The organism is Sulfuricurvum sp. (genome assembly GCF_028681615.1).
Classification (GTDB): Bacteria; Campylobacterota; Campylobacteria; order Campylobacterales; family Sulfurimonadaceae; genus Sulfuricurvum.
Genome location: NZ_JAQUHV010000013.1, coordinates 1 through 15,515 on the forward strand (window position 1 = coordinate 1; position 15,515 = coordinate 15,515).

The window sequence follows — 15,515 nt, forward strand, 5'->3', positions numbered from 1 at the left end:
CACTTACTTTTAGAACAGCGTTTTATCGCAGGTGCGAATATGGTAGTATTAATTTATGCGGAGAATTTTTGTGCATCGTCTCATATTGAAGCGGGCATCTATGCACAGGAACTCTATATGGCGTGTGAATATCACGAGGTCGGATGCAGCGGAATCGGAGCTTTTTATGATGATGAAGCTTCACGCTGGTCCGATAATGCATTGCTTTATGCAGTGGCAATAGGGGGAAAAGTATGATTATCGGTATTCCTAAAGAGATTAAAACGGATGAATTCCGTGTCGGTATGACACCATCAGGTGTTTTAGAGTTGATTAAAGCGGGGCATAGCGTCCTGATAGAACAGGGGGCAGGTGTCGGCAGCGGTTTTGACGACTGTTTATACCGTGATGCCGGTGCAGTATTGCTCGCTACCGCAGATGACGTATACGAGGGTGCGGATATGATCCTCAAAGTCAAAGAACCGATCGAGGTGGAATACAAACGGATGAAAGAGGGGCAAATACTCTTTACGTATCTCCATCTTGCAGCGGATAAAGCACTGACCGAAGTACTATGCGCAAAAAAAATTACGGCATTGGCCTATGAAACCCTTCGCTCAGGACGCCGTTTGCCATTATTGGAGCCGATGAGTGAAATTGCAGGTCGAATGGCAACATTATTCGGTGCGGTTCATTTAGGCCGATATAACGGCGGAAGCGGCCGTTTACTCGGAGGCGCGGTTGGTGTAGAACGAAACCGTGTTGTAGTTCTCGGAGCCGGAGTTGCCGGGAAATCGGCAGCAGATGCGGCAGCAGGTTTGGGTGCAGAGGTAACAATGCTCGATATCAATCTCGAACGACTAACCTATTTGCGGGACGTCATGGCTCCCAATGTAACGATGCTCTATTCGACACATGATACGATATTAAATAGTATCAAAAATGCCGATCTCGTAGTCGGTACCGTTTTGGTGGCCGGTGCAAAGGCTCCGAAACTAATCACACGAGATATGCTCAAGGTAATGCAAAAAGGGTCAGTTTTAGTTGATGTCTCTATCGATCAGGGGGGATGTTTTGAGAGCTCTCATGCAACAACACACTCCCATCCGACCTTCGAGGTCGATGGAATCGTCCATTACTGTGTCGCCAATATGCCCGGAATGTATCCGCGTACTTCAACCATTGCATTGACCAACGCTACCTTGTCATATGCGATCAAAATTGCTTCTACACCGTTAGAAGTGCTTTTGAAAGATGAAATTTACCTCACTGCTCTCAATACCTATGCAGGCGATGTCACGAATGAAGCGGTTGCTTTGGCACACGAAATGACATATAAGGCACTATAAGATGAATGAAATAGATAAAGCACATGAAATACTGGAAATTTACCGCTTTTATAAGATGGACGGCAAACTCTACCACTACGACGAAGATGACCGTCTCGATGAACTGTTTGATGCGGTAGTTATGGCAATTAACGACTGCGGGATGCTCAAACCTCTTCTGCCCCATGAAGAGTTTGTCATCCCCTGCCGCGGGATACTGAATAAAGAGCGTGCATGGCTGCAACGGTTCGATCACCAAGATACCAGAGCCTTTTTTCTAAGCGATATTTACGACTTTCTGAAACTGTTTACCGGACGTACAAAACTACGGGTGAATTGAGTCTTTGATTCACACGGTCCATGCACCGTCTTTGTATACGACTTCATCACCTAACGAAAAGGTATGGGTATCTGCAAATACATCGACATGGTAAAGTCCGTCTCGTCGTTTGAATCCCGGTTTTCCATATGTTCCGTGTTTGGCCCCAAGCGATATATGTACACCGCACATACGCTCATATGTCCCGGTATCGGCAACCGTGCGTGTTTTGCTAAAGGCTCTGTTGAGTCCGAATCCGAGTTCACGAATCCATACGACTCCCCCTTCGTCCCTGCGTATGTTGGAGAGGATGAGATCGAATGCCGGTGTTGAGTTTTCACATGCGACTACTTGGCCTTCTTCTATAATCAGGGTTATAGGAGTTTCAGGTGTATTGATTTTGTACGTTACATCACCGAAACAATAAATCTTAACCCTTCCGTGAACGGCTCTTAGATCTTGGGCTTCAGTAAAAACTTCGCCCAATGGGAATTGTCCTCCCCAATTTTGAAGTCCCGTGTAATCTCCGATATTGACTTTTGCCGACTCGAAAGGGGAATTGTAAATCAACAGTTCTCCGCCGCTGTCAAGCACCCCCATAGGGGCACTGTTTATTTTAGACTGTAGGGCACGTCCGACATGACGGTAATATGCTTTGTCGTATTCCAACGAATCAATGAAGTAGGGCGCTTCATCGTCCGACATACGGCTCAAATGAGGATGTTCTATCACTTTTAGTTTGAGTTTAAATAATTCGACACGCAATCGAAAGGCATCGAGACGGAAATTTGTCGATTGTATCAACACCACTAAATCAGAAGGATTTAGCGATTCCAATAGAGCCCGTACCTCTGCAGGCTGATGTGCATCAAAATCAATCAATCGTGCATGCGGTAGGGCACGTTTATACCCTTCCATCAATATCGTTGCAATGAGACACCGCGTGTCATACACCACGATGGCATTCTCTTTATCACTGTGATGAAATGCTTCGCTAAGGAGTGTTTTCAGGTACTCTTGCGCTTTTATAATCAATTCTTCTGTCTGCAATAGTCGTCCTCGGTTCTAAAGATCATTCTCTTTTATTATGCGAATTATAGCTTAGATTGCATTTTGAAAAAATTCGGCAACCCTTATTTAGAATACTTTATGCATATAAAATTAAAAAGATTTCAGAAGGATGCGTATGCTTCCACCTATCGTCGAAATAAAACCCGACGTCTACTTTACAGGCGCCTTTGACCCAAAAATCCGTACCTTTGACATCATTATGAAAACCGCTAACGGCAGTTCGTACAACAGTTACGTTGTACGTGGCAGCGAAGGTGTCGCGGTTATGGATACGGTTAAAAAAGAGTTTAGCGATGATTTTTTCGTTCGTCTTGAACGTGTGTGCAATTATGATGAGATCAAATACATTGTTTTGCATCATCTCGAGCCCGATCATTCCGGTGCACTGATTGAACTCATGAAACGGGCTCCTGAAGCCAAGCTCATCATTTCAGGTCGAGCCGTAATGATGCTGAAAGGGATTGTGAAAACAGATATCCCCTATGAAATCGCCACAGCAGGAAAAATCATCTCTTTGGGCGATAAAACGATCGAGTTTATCATGACACCTTTTCTTCACTGGCCGGATACGATGAGCAGCTATCTACACGAGGAAAAGCTCCTCTTTAGCGGTGATGTCTTTGGAAGCCATTATTATGACGAGCGCCTTTTTGATGATCTGGTTGGAGATTTTTCGTACGCCTTTCATTACTATTATGATCATATTATGCGCCCGTTCAAACAATTTGTACTCCAAGCTTTGCAACTCTATGCAGCATTTGATATTGAACTCATAGCTCCTCTGCACGGTCCGATACTGCGTAGTAATCCACAAAGCTATATCAACAAATATGCAGCTTGGAGTTCGGAAGCACGTTTTCGAAAAAATGAATTTGGCACCAAAATGCTCTCCGTTTTTTATATCTCCAGTTATGACAATACCCATAAAATGGCGGAAAAAATCACTCAGGGGGCAGATGAGGTTGAAGGGATACGTGCAAGTATGTACGACCTGGCATCCTTGGACGAGTCCAATATGATAACACTCCTTGAAGAGTCGGATGCAATTTTAATCGGTTCACCGACAATTAACGGTGATGCGGTAAAACCTGCCTGGGATCTGCTCTCATGCATGGCCTATCTTGAACGTACCGGAAAAATCGGTGCTACGTTCGGATCCTACGGATGGACTGGAGAAGCTCCTGAGATGCTCCATGAACGATTAAAAGGGCTTAAATTTCGTCTTCCCCTCAAACCGCTCAAGGTCAAACTGATTCCGACAGAAGAAGAGCTCGAAGCATGTGTTGCATTCGGACGTGAAGCGTCAGAAATAGCGATGGGTAAAATGGTTGAAATGCAACTGTAGTATAAAAATTGCATTCTCTTTTGAAACCTTTCAAAGGGGAATACTATGACTGAACACGAAATAATGCGTAATGAGATTGAAAACTATCTAAAAAAATATGCCATAAATGATGAAGCCCGCTACGTTATTGCACCGTTGATTGCAAAAAAATCGTTGGAAATGAATCATCTTTATCAAGATCTTGGGTTCAAAAACCGCATCCAAATGGGAGCTTACATGGCACAGCACTTTCCTCAGCTTGCTCAGATAAAACCAAAAGATAAACTCTGGAAAAAATTTCTTTATGATTCGATCGGTAAAGTTGCGCCTGCATGTGCCAGCTGCAATGATCAGGAACATTGTTTTACATGTCTTATCGCTGAGGCGAGTGCATGAAGACACCTTCGATAACGACGACTGAACTCTATACCCATCTCGATACGCTTATCAGTGCCGACATTCCCGTATTTATCCATGGCTCTCCGGGAATAGGAAAATCCTACATCGTTGCCGAAGTAGCCAAAAAGCACTCTCTGACATTAGTCGATGTACGACTTTCCCAGATGGACCCCGTCGATTTGCGCGGTGTCCCCGCAATTCGTGACGAGCAGACCGTTTGGATGGCACCAGTCTTTTTTCCACGGGATAAAGAATCGAGCGGCATTTTATTCCTGGATGAATTGAACTCTGCTCCTCCTTCAGTACAAGCTGCAATTTACCAATTGGTTCTGAACCGTAAAATGGGAGAATATGAACTTCCGCACGGTTGGCGCATAATCTGTGCCGGTAACCGAATCAGCGACAGAGGTGTCGTTTTCAGACTCCCGACTCCTCTTGCCAACCGCATGGTACATTTGAGTGTCGAAGCCCGCTTTGAAGATTTTAAACTCTTCGCTATTCGCGAAGCACTCCATCAATTTGTCATCGGATTTTTGGGTTTTCGTCCGGATTTACTTACATCCGAACCGGTAAGTGAAGATGACAGTAATCCGGCGTTTGCCACTCCACGCAGTTATCATATGCTCTCCAATGTACTCAAAACAAGCAGTGATACCTCTAAAATCGCACCAATCATCTACGGATTGATCGGATACGGAGCCGGAATCGAGTTTTTGTCTTATGTAAAAGTCTACGAAAAGCTTCCGGATGTACAAGCAATCTATCGTGGCGAATATCCGAATATCGATAAAAGTGAACCGGCACTGCTTTATGCATTGGTCTCTGCAATGGTAGAACTCTATCGCGGCGGAGAAGAAGCCTCCAAACACCTTTTCGCTTTCGCGCAGATTTTACCTACGGAATTTGGCGTCATGCTCATAAAGGATGCTATTGTCAAAGATGCATCCATTGCCGAATGTTCTGAATTTGACGCATGGATTGAGCGCTATGGCGACTACATCCTTTAACGAGCAACTTGAAAAAATACGGGTTCAGTTTCTTTTCGATCATCCGTTTTTAAGTGTCTTGGCGTTATCGATACCTCATAAATTTCAAAATAACCCGCATATGTTGTTTGAAACGGACGGTGTCAGCATCCGCGTTGATGAGGATAAAGCGCTTGGATATGACGACGGACGTCTCAAATACCTCTATGCCCATGTATTGCTCCATATCCTCCTGAAACACCCGTTTCGTATGCAGGGGCGGGACAAACCGACATGGAACCGCAGCTGTGATATAGTTATCGGGCTCTTATTAAATGATTTTCAACGTGTCGGTAACGCCGAGGAAGAAGCGATGGTCATAGAATCATTTCGCGACAAAAGTGTCGAAGAGGTATACAATACTCTCTATCGCGAAAGCGATGACGGTGAGGGACAGCAAAGCGATACGAACCCTACACAACAAAAGATGGACATTATTGAGCATGAAGGCGATACAAAAGTAGCTGAAGAGGAAATCAATGCTCTGATCATACAAGCTATGGGTGCAGCACGGAAGCAGGGGAATATTCCTGCCTCTTTACTTGAGATGTTTGATGAAATAACCAAACCTTCAATCGATCTGCACACGCTTTTGCATGCATATATGTCTGAAAGTTTTTTTGACAAAGAGTCAGACTTTTCCCATCCTAACCGTCGTTTTATCCATCAAGGTCTCTATCTGCCGGGATACCGCTATGACCGTAACCGATTGAGTTTTTTTATCTTTTTGGATCGTTCTATGAGTATTACGGGTGAAGTGTTTTCCCGTTTTTTGGGAATCATCGATTCAATCGTTCGTATGAGTCATGATTTTGAGGTGAGTGTTATCCCATTTGATGAACGTGTCTATACAGAAGAAAAGAAAAGCTATGACGCACAGTCAATATTACCTAATATTAGCTTTGCCAAAGGCAATGGCGGTACTCAGTTTGAACCTGTATTGGAGTATCTCAACACCCATTCAGGCGAAAAGAATCTCGCTGTCATATTGAGTGATGGCTACTTTTTAGTTGAAAAAGCTCCTGCTATGCAGACACTTTTTTTACTCAGTGAGAAAAAAAATTTAACAAGGTTTGAACGCTATGGAGATGTCGTCTACTTTGACTTATAGAGAACATATTGAAATTCTAAAAGATGATTTTGATTTTGAAGAGCAGGGTGACTCAATCTATCTGAATCATGAAGATGATGAAGCGCGATTGCTCTGGGCATTTCATCGCCCCAGCGGTTCGCATCCGCATCAAGTGGGAGACCGTAATACAGATGTAGCCATTATGGCATTTAACCACTCTCGTCTAGGTGCATTGGAACGTTTCAAAAGACTTAATTCTGCTGTGATTGACGATCCTGATCTTCGACGTCATATCCGCAACCGTAGTCGTATGCTGTTTCGTGCCTTAGTCGATAATGACTTCGTTGAATTGTTAGAAGTGTTAACGCTTTTCCCTGTTTTTATCGATCAGGCGTGTGATCAAATGATTAACGGTCGTATTTGGAATGAAAACTACGCAACAGCATTTCGTGCATCACAATTTCTAGAGATTGCAGAAACGTATATCAACGACAAATTAATCGAAGGTGTCATTCGCAGGCTCAAACCGATAAACACCTATAGTTATGATGAGGCAAAAGATCTTTTAGTCGAACTGAGCGCTCAGGCACAAAAATTGCATGAATCAATAAAAGGGCATTATGTCATCGAGTTTGAAAAGTGGATTGAACGTGAGAAACTCCATCCGCTCCAAGCCATTGTTTTACAAAAACAAATTACCCACCTAAAGGATTTCCATGTCTGAGACAAAACTCAAAGTAATGAGAACCATTTTTAATCTAAGTGATGAGTGGGAATACAACATTTACGAATCAGATGATATCGCTGAGTATGCTCGAATGGATAAAACGGAAGTGAAAAATATCATCTCCGAACTTTATGACGAAGGGTATTTAGGAGAGTGTATGAGTATCGGTGATGATGGATACGAAACCTTTTATCTCAATAAAAAAGGGCGTGCCCTTATCGGAATAGAGTAATGGTTAAACTCGTCGTTTTTTATGAAAAACCTTTTTGTGCCGCAAACGCCAAGCAAAAGCAAATTCTCCGATCTAGCGGATGTATTTTGATCGAACGTAATCTTCTAGAACACGGTTTAAGTTCAGATGAACTGCGTACTTTTATGGGGGAGAAGAGGGTACCTGAGTGGTTTAATCCTGCAGCCCCGTCAATAAAAAATGGTAAAATCAATCCGGATGTACTCGATGAGACAGAAGCCTTGGAACTGCTTATGAAGGATCCAATACTAATCCGCCGCCCGTTAATGGTCATAGGAATAGAAAAACTATGCGGATTTGATGAGAAAAGAGTTTCTGAAATTTTGGATCGTTACGTCGAAGCAATGCCGAAAATCAATTGTATGGAAAAAGGGTGTCTCGAAAAAAAATCGGCTGGATAACTTACCTTTAATCCTTAACGTCTAACATCTCTTACAATGTCATTTATTTTCAAGTCAAAATGAAGTAACATAAACTTTCATATATAAAATGGCAAAAAGAGGGAATTTGGAAACGATTGATATTTTTCCGTGGGATGACCATTTTAATACAGGGTTGTCTCAAGTCGATGAACAGCACCGTCGACTTGTAGATCTGCTCAACAAACTTGCACGCGGTGTTGCATTTAAATCTGACCTTTCTCTCTTAAATAAAATCTTTGATGAATTGCTGGACTATACCGTTTATCATTTCGAAACAGAAGAAAAAATATGGGCTCGCTATCTTTTAGACGATCCGATGGAATCTCAACACAAAAAAGTACATCAAAAATTCATTGATACAGTACTTAGACTCAAATCAGAACGGCTTGAACGTTCAAACTTCGAAATAGCCGAAGAAACTTTGGGATTTCTAGCACGCTGGCTCGCTTCGCACATTCTTGAAACCGACCGGATGATGGCCTATATTGTTTTGGATCTTGAAAACGGATCTACATTGGAAGATGCAAAACAAAGTGCCAATGAAAAAATGAGCGGTTTTACGCGGACATTGATCGATATGATACTGTCGATTTATGAAACCTTATCGACAAATACCCTGCAGTTGATGTATGAAATCCGTAATCATAAAGTACTGGATGATAAAGTAAAACAGCAAAGTATGTTTCAAGATTTTTTACTAGATTTATCATCTTCGTTTATAAACCTTTCCCTTGAGCATATGGATTCTGCAATTTATTCTGCTTTGGAGCGGTTAGCACTTTTTGTCAAAGCCGATAGAGCTTATATTTTTGATTATGACTTTGAAAAACGCACCATGTCTAACACCTATGAATGGTGCAATGAGGGAATTTCACCACAAATCTCCATACTACAAAATGAAGCTATAGACATGTATCCTGAATGGGTAGAACCACATCTTCAAGGTAAACCTATTCATATCAAAGATGTATCTAAAATGCCAAAAGGAAATGTACGTACAAGTTTAGAATCCCAAGAGATAAAAAGTATCATAACGTTACCACGGATTCATAACAATCGGTGTTTAGGCTATATCGGTTTCGATGCTGTACGACGAATTCACCCTTTTAATCAGGGAGAAATTAGGCTGCTAAAGCTTTTTGTCACACTTTTGGAACATTTGGAAGATCGCATGCGCGACGAATCTGAGCTATTTGAATCAAAAAATCTGTTAATGACGATCATCAATACCATGCCTATCAGGATCTTTTGGAAAGATACACAATCACGATATCTAGGTTGCAATACACTTTTTGCTCTGGACTCAGGTTTAATGGAGCCCTCTCAACTCATTGGAAAAGATGACTATCAAATGGGATGGTCAGCGCAGGCAGAACTTTATCGTTCAGATGACATGAATGTAATGGAAAGCGGAAAAGCGAGACTTTTTTATGAAGAACCGCAAACAACGCCGGATGGAAAAACGATATGGCTAAGTACTTCAAAAGTTCCATTAAGAGACCATACTGATAAGATTATTGGTGTTGTTGGAGCATATGAAGACATCACCGTACGTAAAGAAGCCGAATCTAATCTAAGACTTGCCGCCAATGTTTTTTCACATGCCAGAGAAGGTATTATGATTACAACCAAAGATGGAACGATCGTAGATGTTAATGAAGCATTTACACAAATTACAGGATATTCAAGAGATGAAATTATCGGTATCAAACCGAGTAAATTAAAATCAGGCCGACAAAGCAAAGAGTTTTACAAAAAAATGTGGAATTCCATGCTTTCGGAAGGGCATTGGAACGGTGAGTTGTGGAATCGCCGAAAATCAGGTGAAATATATCCCCAACTGCTAACCATCTCTTCAATCCGGGATAAAGAGGGCGAAATTCAAAATTTTGTTTCTCTTTTTTCGGACATTACAACATTCAAAGAACATGAACAACAGCTTGAGCATATAGCCCATTACGATTCTTTGACAGGGTTGGCCAATCGGGTTTTATTTGGAGACAGATTGGAACAGGCTATGATCCAAACAAATCGTCACGGAAAGCATTTGGCAGTAACCTATCTAGACTTGGACGGTTTCAAAGAGATCAATGATCTGTACGGGCATGAGGCAGGGGACAAAGTTTTGATGGCTGTTGCGGCCAATATGAAACGAACGCTTCGGGAGGGAGATACCCTCTCACGACTCGGAGGGGATGAATTTGTCGCTATACTTCACGATTTACCTGATCCGGATGCGAGTATACCAACACTTGAGCGATTACTCAATGCCGCTTCGCAACCGATCCAAATCGATCAGCTTGTTTTAGAAGTTTCTGCAAGTTTGGGTGCAACATTTTATCCTCAAATTCAGGATATTCAAGCGGATCAACTCCTTCGTCAAGCCGACCAGGCAATGTATCAGGCCAAACAAGCCGGCAAAAACCGATTTCATCTGTTTGATATTGAACATGATCAGAACATACGTATCCATAACGAGCATCTCGAAGAGATCAAATCGGCATTGCATACGAACGAATTTTGCCTTTTTTATCAGCCGAAGGTAAATATGCGCACAGGAGAGATCATCGGTGTTGAAGCACTTATACGTTGGGAACATTCGACCAAAGGACTTCTCAGCCCGGCTGAATTTTTACCGATAATCGAAACCCATCCACTGGCTGTTTCAGTCGGTGAATGGGTAATCGAATCTGCATTACAACAAATACAATCATGGAGCGAGGAGGGGCTCTCTATTCCGATCAGTGTTAACATCGGTGCACGTCAACTTCAACAAAGTGATTTTATCGAACGGTTACAATCACTCCTCCACGCGTATCCGAATACCCCTCCCTCCATGTTGGAACTCGAAATTTTGGAAACCAGTGCACTTGAAGATATCGTTCATATTTCCAAAGTGATTGAAGAGTGTAAAATGTTAGGGGTTACCTTTGCCTTGGATGATTTCGGTACCGGATATTCGTCATTGAGATATCTCAAACATCTCCCTATCTCTGTTTTGAAAATCGATCAAAGCTTTGTCCGCAATATGCATCAAGATCAAGATGACTTAGCTATTATTGCCGGTGTAATTGGATTAGGCAAAGCATTTAAAAGAGAGATCATTGCCGAAGGGGTTGAGACAATTCAACAAGGAGAGTTACTCATACAAATGGGTTGCGAGAGGGCACAAGGATATGCCATCGCACGTCCTATGCCGCCAAAACAATTATTGGAATGGAGTCATACTTGGATCCCTGGAGCTGAATGGAAAGGAAAACCCGCATCACACTGCTGAATTTACTCTGATTGCATCGCTTTTAAATAGCACTCGTGAAGATTGTGTCGGAGAATCTCAACGATTGAACTATCCAGTTTAAATTCATCTCGCATCGTTTCAACAATCTTCAATGCTGCTTCTGCATCCATACCGATCCGATAAGGTCGATTTTGTACTAATGCTTGAAAAATATCGGCAATCGCAAGGACTCTCGCTTCAATCGGAATTTCATCTCCCATGAGATGATAGGGGTACCCCTTCCCATCCAATGTTTCATGGTGCATTGAAGCAATTTTTGCAATCTCATGAAACCCTTTTATTTTTCGCAAGACAACATTAGAATCAAATCCGTGCCGATTCATCTGTGATTTTTCTTCCTCATCCAGCGGTCCGTCTTTATAGAGTACCTCATCGGCTACCCTTAATTTACCTAAATCATGAAAAAATGAGGCAAGTTCTATAGTCTCCTGCTGCCGTATCAATAATCCCTGCTTTTCAGATAATAAACGGGCAACTGCAGCGACACCATAGGTATGTTTTGCTGTAAATGTACTTTTAGCATCAACGATATCGGCAAACATTTGAGCAATACTTTTTAATATATCAAACCCTACATCTACCGAATGGTTTACTTCAATCCACTCATTAAAATACCCCTCAAGAGATTCAGCATCAAAAAAATACCAAAATGAATCCGCTTCACATACCGATAAAAATGCATTGACCAATTCAGGAGAAAACATCTGATCGGAATATTTTAAAATAGTCTCTTTGATCGCCTGTTTCTCATACAAAGTGTGTGATCCCAGTTGCACCCGTAATGCATCAATACGGTCTGTCAGATAGATTAAATTCGCATCATATTTTGTTCTTTCATCAAGCGAAGAGGGGAGTTCATCCCAATGAGTATGATGATAGAGAATCGTCGTAGCATATTCGTGATAGAGAGGGACTTTTTGCAGTAGTGATTCTCCCCTTATACAGTGTACCTGCGAATTATCCCAATCGAGTTCGGTTACGAGATGATGATGAACATCCGTTGATGAAACTCCGCAGTCATGCAACATTCCCATCAAAATAAGATCATCTATACGTTTTTGTTCCCAGCCCAATTTTTTTGCTACCTCGGCTGACATATATGCCACTCTTTTACCGTGCATAGTATCATCAATACCGACATAATCGAGTGCTTCAGAGAGGGCATAGGTCACCTCCCTTAGATTGAGTAAATAATCCATTAGTCTACCTTCTAAAAATACATCATTTTAATCATATCATTTTATTTATATATCTAATACTCAATAATACAAATATACAGTTCTCCGTATGTTTATATTTTCAATATAATATATATTATGTTAATCAATTACTATAAAAAAATCCTTATGGGAGGCTTTTCCTGGAATTACTTATTAAGTTTTATTTCTTGATTATCCCGCACGCATCGTACATATAAGCTGGAACTTTTAACAACAGCATCATCGTTTCCATTTGCAAAACTCATTTTCCATCCATATGCCCCCCCCATAAATATCGCTGGAAGACCAATAATCATCACTTGTTACATTTTGAAAACTCTTGTTAATTGCAACATCAATGCGGGTTTTATCAAGAATGTAAAAAAGTTCCTCTATATAAGGCAAGCGCCAATCACGATACCCAAAAAAATCAAGATTTTGGCAATATTCTATTGCTTCTTTCCAAGTTTTTTTTACCTTTTTGCAATCACTGTTGTCTTGCCATATTAATTGTCTTTGTGTATCAAGAACAACCTCCTTTATATCCAACCTGATCTGATCAGTGTTTGCAATAGTGAAAACAAAACATAAAACAAACACTATTTTACTCATCAACAACCTTTTATAAATTCAATATTCATTACGTTTAATGCCAATATCTAACGGTAAGCTTTTATACCAAGCAGTTCATCAAGCCTTACAATCATATATCCTCTTTGTCGTAATTTTTCTATTATTATAGGCAACGTGTCAATGGTCATTTGATTACAATGCATTAAAATGATGTCACCGTTATGGACGTTGCCGATGACGACTTGCACTATAGTATTGGCATCTTTGAGCGTCCAATCAAGAGAATCAATTGACCACAAAATCATTGTCATACCATGCTCATTGACACTATCAACGACATTTCGATTACTTAACCCATAGGGTGGACGAAACAGTTTTGGATAATGCCCAGTTACTTCTTCGATACGTTCCGCATTACTAACGAGCTGTGTATCGACATCATTTGTATTCAATTCTTTCAGATTGACATGATCGAAGCTGTGACTTAAAATCAGATGCCCCTCTTGGGAAGTGTACCGTATGGCGTCGATATTCTCACTATTTATCGTTGCACCGTTCACAAAAAATGCTCCTTGTACATCATACTTTTTAAGGATTTTCAAGAGCTTTCTGGCATTTTCTGGATTGGGTGTGTCATCAAATGTAAGAGCAACATTTTTTGTATTGCCATAGCTATTAGCGATCACATTGATATAAATTCCCATTGAAACAGGTACGATTTGGTTCGTACGCCATTGTCCCAAGAAAAGCATGTTATTAGCATCAACGAACCATGAATTTCCTCGAATATCATTAATATTGCTGGATTGGGGAAATAGAAGTTTCTGGTATAAAAGAGAAAAAAGAAAAATATTTTTTAATATCGACATGATTCATTTCTCCATTCTTTAACTATCCGATAACTCATGATATTATTGAAAATATATAAAATAGTTGTGCAAGTGCATCTAACTTTTACCATTCGCAAGTTTTACTAAATCTTCTATGCTATCAATATCCATCATATATTTGCTTTCAATACTGACGTATTTGCTATGAAATGAAGAAAGGAGTGTCTTCGCACCTTTGTCACCACGAAGCAACGCTAGTGCAGAAAAAGTTTCATCGGGGAATATCGCTGGAACGCCTGGTTGATCATTATAGTATGAAGAAATGATAGATTGCGGATTTTGCATCATTGTATCTTTCATTGCAAGAAAATGATTCATTGGAATATACGGTTGATCACACAACATGATAAGGACATGTTTATAATTTTGCAACTGTTCGATACCAAACGCTATAGTATTTCCCATCCCTTCTGCATAATTAGGGTTATATAGAGTAGCTACAGGTAACCTATCAAGTGCTTTAGCGCATTCTTCATACGCATATCCTAAAACTACATAAACATTTGGAGAAATAAAGAGAGCAGTAGATACTGCATGTTCTAAGAGTGTTGCTCCTTTATATTTTACCAACTGTTTTGGAAATCCAAGGCGCTTAGACGTACCTGCTGCTAAAATTAAGATAGCGAAATTTGAGTCAGTTACTAGTTTCATTTTCGTATTCTTAATGTGCTGAAATACTCGAACGGTTGTTTCTTTTTATTTCGATTTCAGCACAGATGGCAAGTGCTATCGATTCAGGACTTGAACCTCCAAGGTCGAGCCCAACAGGATAATGAAGTCGACTATCCAAAGAGCGATCTGTGTTTTGTATTAATGCCTGGATCAACATAGTAGTACGTTTTTTTGATCCCAAAACACCGATATATTGAACATCAGACAAAAGTGCCGATTCAATATAGGTTTTGTCATCATTAAAAACGTGGCTCATAATGACAACAGCATCAAACTTGTTTTCTAACAACAAGTTATGCGCATCCTCAGCTGAATCAAGATAATGTAGAGTATCTGCTTTCAACACAGATTTTAAGAGATGTGGACGTGTATCTGCCACAATAGTTAACCATCCGAGTGTGTCAGCAATGGATACAAGAGGGTCACATCCTGGGCCAGCGCCAAAAATCAAAAGACGATACGGCGAAGAAATTTTTTGCTTAAAATACTTTTCCTGCTCATTGAACCATGTATTAGACGATGCATCAGACGTTATAGTATAAGAACCCGTATTCTCTATAGATCGCATTATTGTTATTTTCTCTTTCTTCAGAGCACTATTGAATGCAATTCCTAATGCACTATAGTTCAGATCGAAATAGAATGGTTCGAGCCAAAATTTCAATAATCCATCGCAACCGATACTCTGAGTCCAACACTCGATTGTATCTGAATCAATCCTCAGGTCATGGACAACATATTTTCCTTTTCGCGAAGCAAGGACTTCTTTTGTGCATTGAAGCATTTTTTCCTCAAAGCAACCAGCACTTACAACTCCGATAGAACGCCCGCAATCATCTACAAACATTGTCGCACCGATTTTTTGATACGACGATCCTTTCGTATCAAGCAACGTGATGGCGACAACATCTCGCTCTTGTGCTATACATTCTTTGAGAAAAAGTATAAACTTCTTGTTCTCAAACAT

17 protein-coding genes are annotated in these 15,515 nt (G+C 40.8%); 11 read left to right on the forward strand and 6 right to left on the reverse strand.

What is annotated here, in order from left to right; translation table 11 throughout:
* The 3 genes from PHE37_RS10730 to PHE37_RS10740 all read left to right on the forward strand — a co-directional run.
* Nucleotides 1-237, forward strand: a 237-nt coding sequence (locus PHE37_RS10730; protein ID WP_366881169.1) for a nitroreductase family protein, incomplete at its 5' end; no start/stop codon positions are given.
* Nucleotides 234-1,328: an alanine dehydrogenase gene (gene ald, locus PHE37_RS10735; protein ID WP_299995141.1), complete on the forward strand. Its 1,095-nt coding sequence runs from the start codon at nt 234-236 to the stop codon at nt 1,326-1,328. The genes PHE37_RS10730 and ald, both read left to right, overlap by 4 nt.
* A 1-nt stretch (nt 1,329) precedes the next feature.
* Complete coding sequence (locus PHE37_RS10740; protein ID WP_299995142.1) at nt 1,330-1,647, forward strand: hypothetical protein; 318 nt, start codon at nt 1,330-1,332, stop codon at nt 1,645-1,647.
* Nucleotides 1,648-1,656: 9 nt separating this feature from the next.
* Here the strand turns inward: PHE37_RS10740 and PHE37_RS10745 are convergent, their stop codons facing one another.
* Complete coding sequence (locus tag PHE37_RS10745) at nt 1,657-2,676, reverse strand: hypothetical protein (RefSeq protein WP_299995144.1); 1,020 nt, start codon at nt 2,674-2,676, stop codon at nt 1,657-1,659.
* 136 nt (nt 2,677-2,812) lie between these two features.
* On the opposite strand from PHE37_RS10745, the gene PHE37_RS10750 reads away from it, so the two are divergent.
* The 8 genes from PHE37_RS10750 to PHE37_RS10785 all read left to right on the forward strand — a co-directional run bounded on the left by PHE37_RS10750 (nt 2,813) and on the right by PHE37_RS10785 (nt 11,193).
* On the forward strand, nt 2,813-4,042 hold the full coding sequence (locus PHE37_RS10750) for an FprA family A-type flavoprotein (protein ID WP_299995145.1): 1,230 nt from the start codon (nt 2,813-2,815) through the stop codon (nt 4,040-4,042).
* A 45-nt stretch (nt 4,043-4,087) separates the two neighbouring features.
* Nucleotides 4,088-4,417, forward strand: a complete 330-nt coding sequence (locus PHE37_RS10755; protein ID WP_299995147.1) for a nitrogen fixation protein NifQ — start codon at nt 4,088-4,090, stop codon at nt 4,415-4,417.
* Nucleotides 4,414-5,427 carry a MoxR family ATPase gene (locus PHE37_RS10760; protein ID WP_299995149.1) on the forward strand — a complete coding sequence of 338 codons (1,014 nt, stop codon included), beginning with the start codon at nt 4,414-4,416 and terminating at the stop codon, nt 5,425-5,427. Before PHE37_RS10755 ends, PHE37_RS10760 begins: the two co-directional genes overlap by 4 nt.
* Nucleotides 5,360-6,556, forward strand: coding sequence for a VWA-like domain-containing protein (locus PHE37_RS10765; protein WP_299995178.1), 1,197 nt, complete (start codon nt 5,360-5,362; stop codon nt 6,554-6,556). The genes PHE37_RS10760 and PHE37_RS10765 overlap by 68 nt, the downstream gene beginning before the upstream one ends.
* Nucleotides 6,528-7,241 (forward strand): hypothetical protein, encoded by a 714-nt coding sequence (locus PHE37_RS10770; RefSeq protein ID WP_300008595.1) that lies wholly within the window; start codon nt 6,528-6,530, stop codon nt 7,239-7,241. Before PHE37_RS10765 ends, PHE37_RS10770 begins: the two co-directional genes overlap by 29 nt.
* Nucleotides 7,234-7,476, forward strand: a complete 243-nt coding sequence (locus tag PHE37_RS10775; RefSeq protein WP_299995152.1) for a hypothetical protein — start codon at nt 7,234-7,236, stop codon at nt 7,474-7,476. The genes PHE37_RS10770 and PHE37_RS10775 overlap by 8 nt, the downstream gene beginning before the upstream one ends.
* Nucleotides 7,476-7,895 carry an ArsC/Spx/MgsR family protein gene (locus PHE37_RS10780; protein WP_299995155.1) on the forward strand — a complete coding sequence of 140 codons (420 nt, stop codon included), beginning with the start codon at nt 7,476-7,478 and terminating at the stop codon, nt 7,893-7,895. Before PHE37_RS10775 ends, PHE37_RS10780 begins: the two co-directional genes overlap by 1 nt.
* Before the next feature lie 106 nt (nt 7,896-8,001).
* On the forward strand, nt 8,002-11,193 hold the full coding sequence (locus PHE37_RS10785; protein ID WP_299995157.1) for a bacteriohemerythrin: 3,192 nt from the start codon (nt 8,002-8,004) through the stop codon (nt 11,191-11,193).
* Between the two features lie 2 nt (nt 11,194-11,195).
* On the opposite strand, the gene PHE37_RS10790 is transcribed toward PHE37_RS10785, so the two are convergent.
* The 5 genes from PHE37_RS10790 to PHE37_RS10810 all read right to left on the reverse strand — a co-directional run bounded on the left by PHE37_RS10790 (nt 11,196) and on the right by PHE37_RS10810 (nt 15,515).
* Complete coding sequence (locus PHE37_RS10790; RefSeq protein ID WP_300008597.1) at nt 11,196-12,413, reverse strand: HD domain-containing phosphohydrolase; 1,218 nt, start codon at nt 12,411-12,413, stop codon at nt 11,196-11,198.
* A gap of 240 nt (nt 12,414-12,653) precedes the next feature.
* A complete protein-coding gene (locus tag PHE37_RS10795) occupies nt 12,654-13,025 on the reverse strand; it encodes a DUF1566 domain-containing protein (RefSeq protein ID WP_299995161.1) in 372 nt (123 codons plus the stop codon).
* A gap of 47 nt (nt 13,026-13,072) precedes the next feature.
* On the reverse strand, nt 13,073-13,729 hold the full coding sequence (locus PHE37_RS10800) for a polysaccharide deacetylase family protein (protein WP_300008599.1): 657 nt from the start codon (nt 13,727-13,729) through the stop codon (nt 13,073-13,075).
* 204 nt (nt 13,730-13,933) lie between these two features.
* Complete coding sequence (locus tag PHE37_RS10805) at nt 13,934-14,527, reverse strand: nucleotidyltransferase family protein (RefSeq protein WP_299995164.1); 594 nt, start codon at nt 14,525-14,527, stop codon at nt 13,934-13,936.
* 10 nt (nt 14,528-14,537) lie between these two features.
* Nucleotides 14,538-15,515: an XdhC/CoxI family protein gene (locus PHE37_RS10810; RefSeq protein ID WP_299995180.1), complete on the reverse strand. Its 978-nt coding sequence runs from the start codon at nt 15,513-15,515 to the stop codon at nt 14,538-14,540.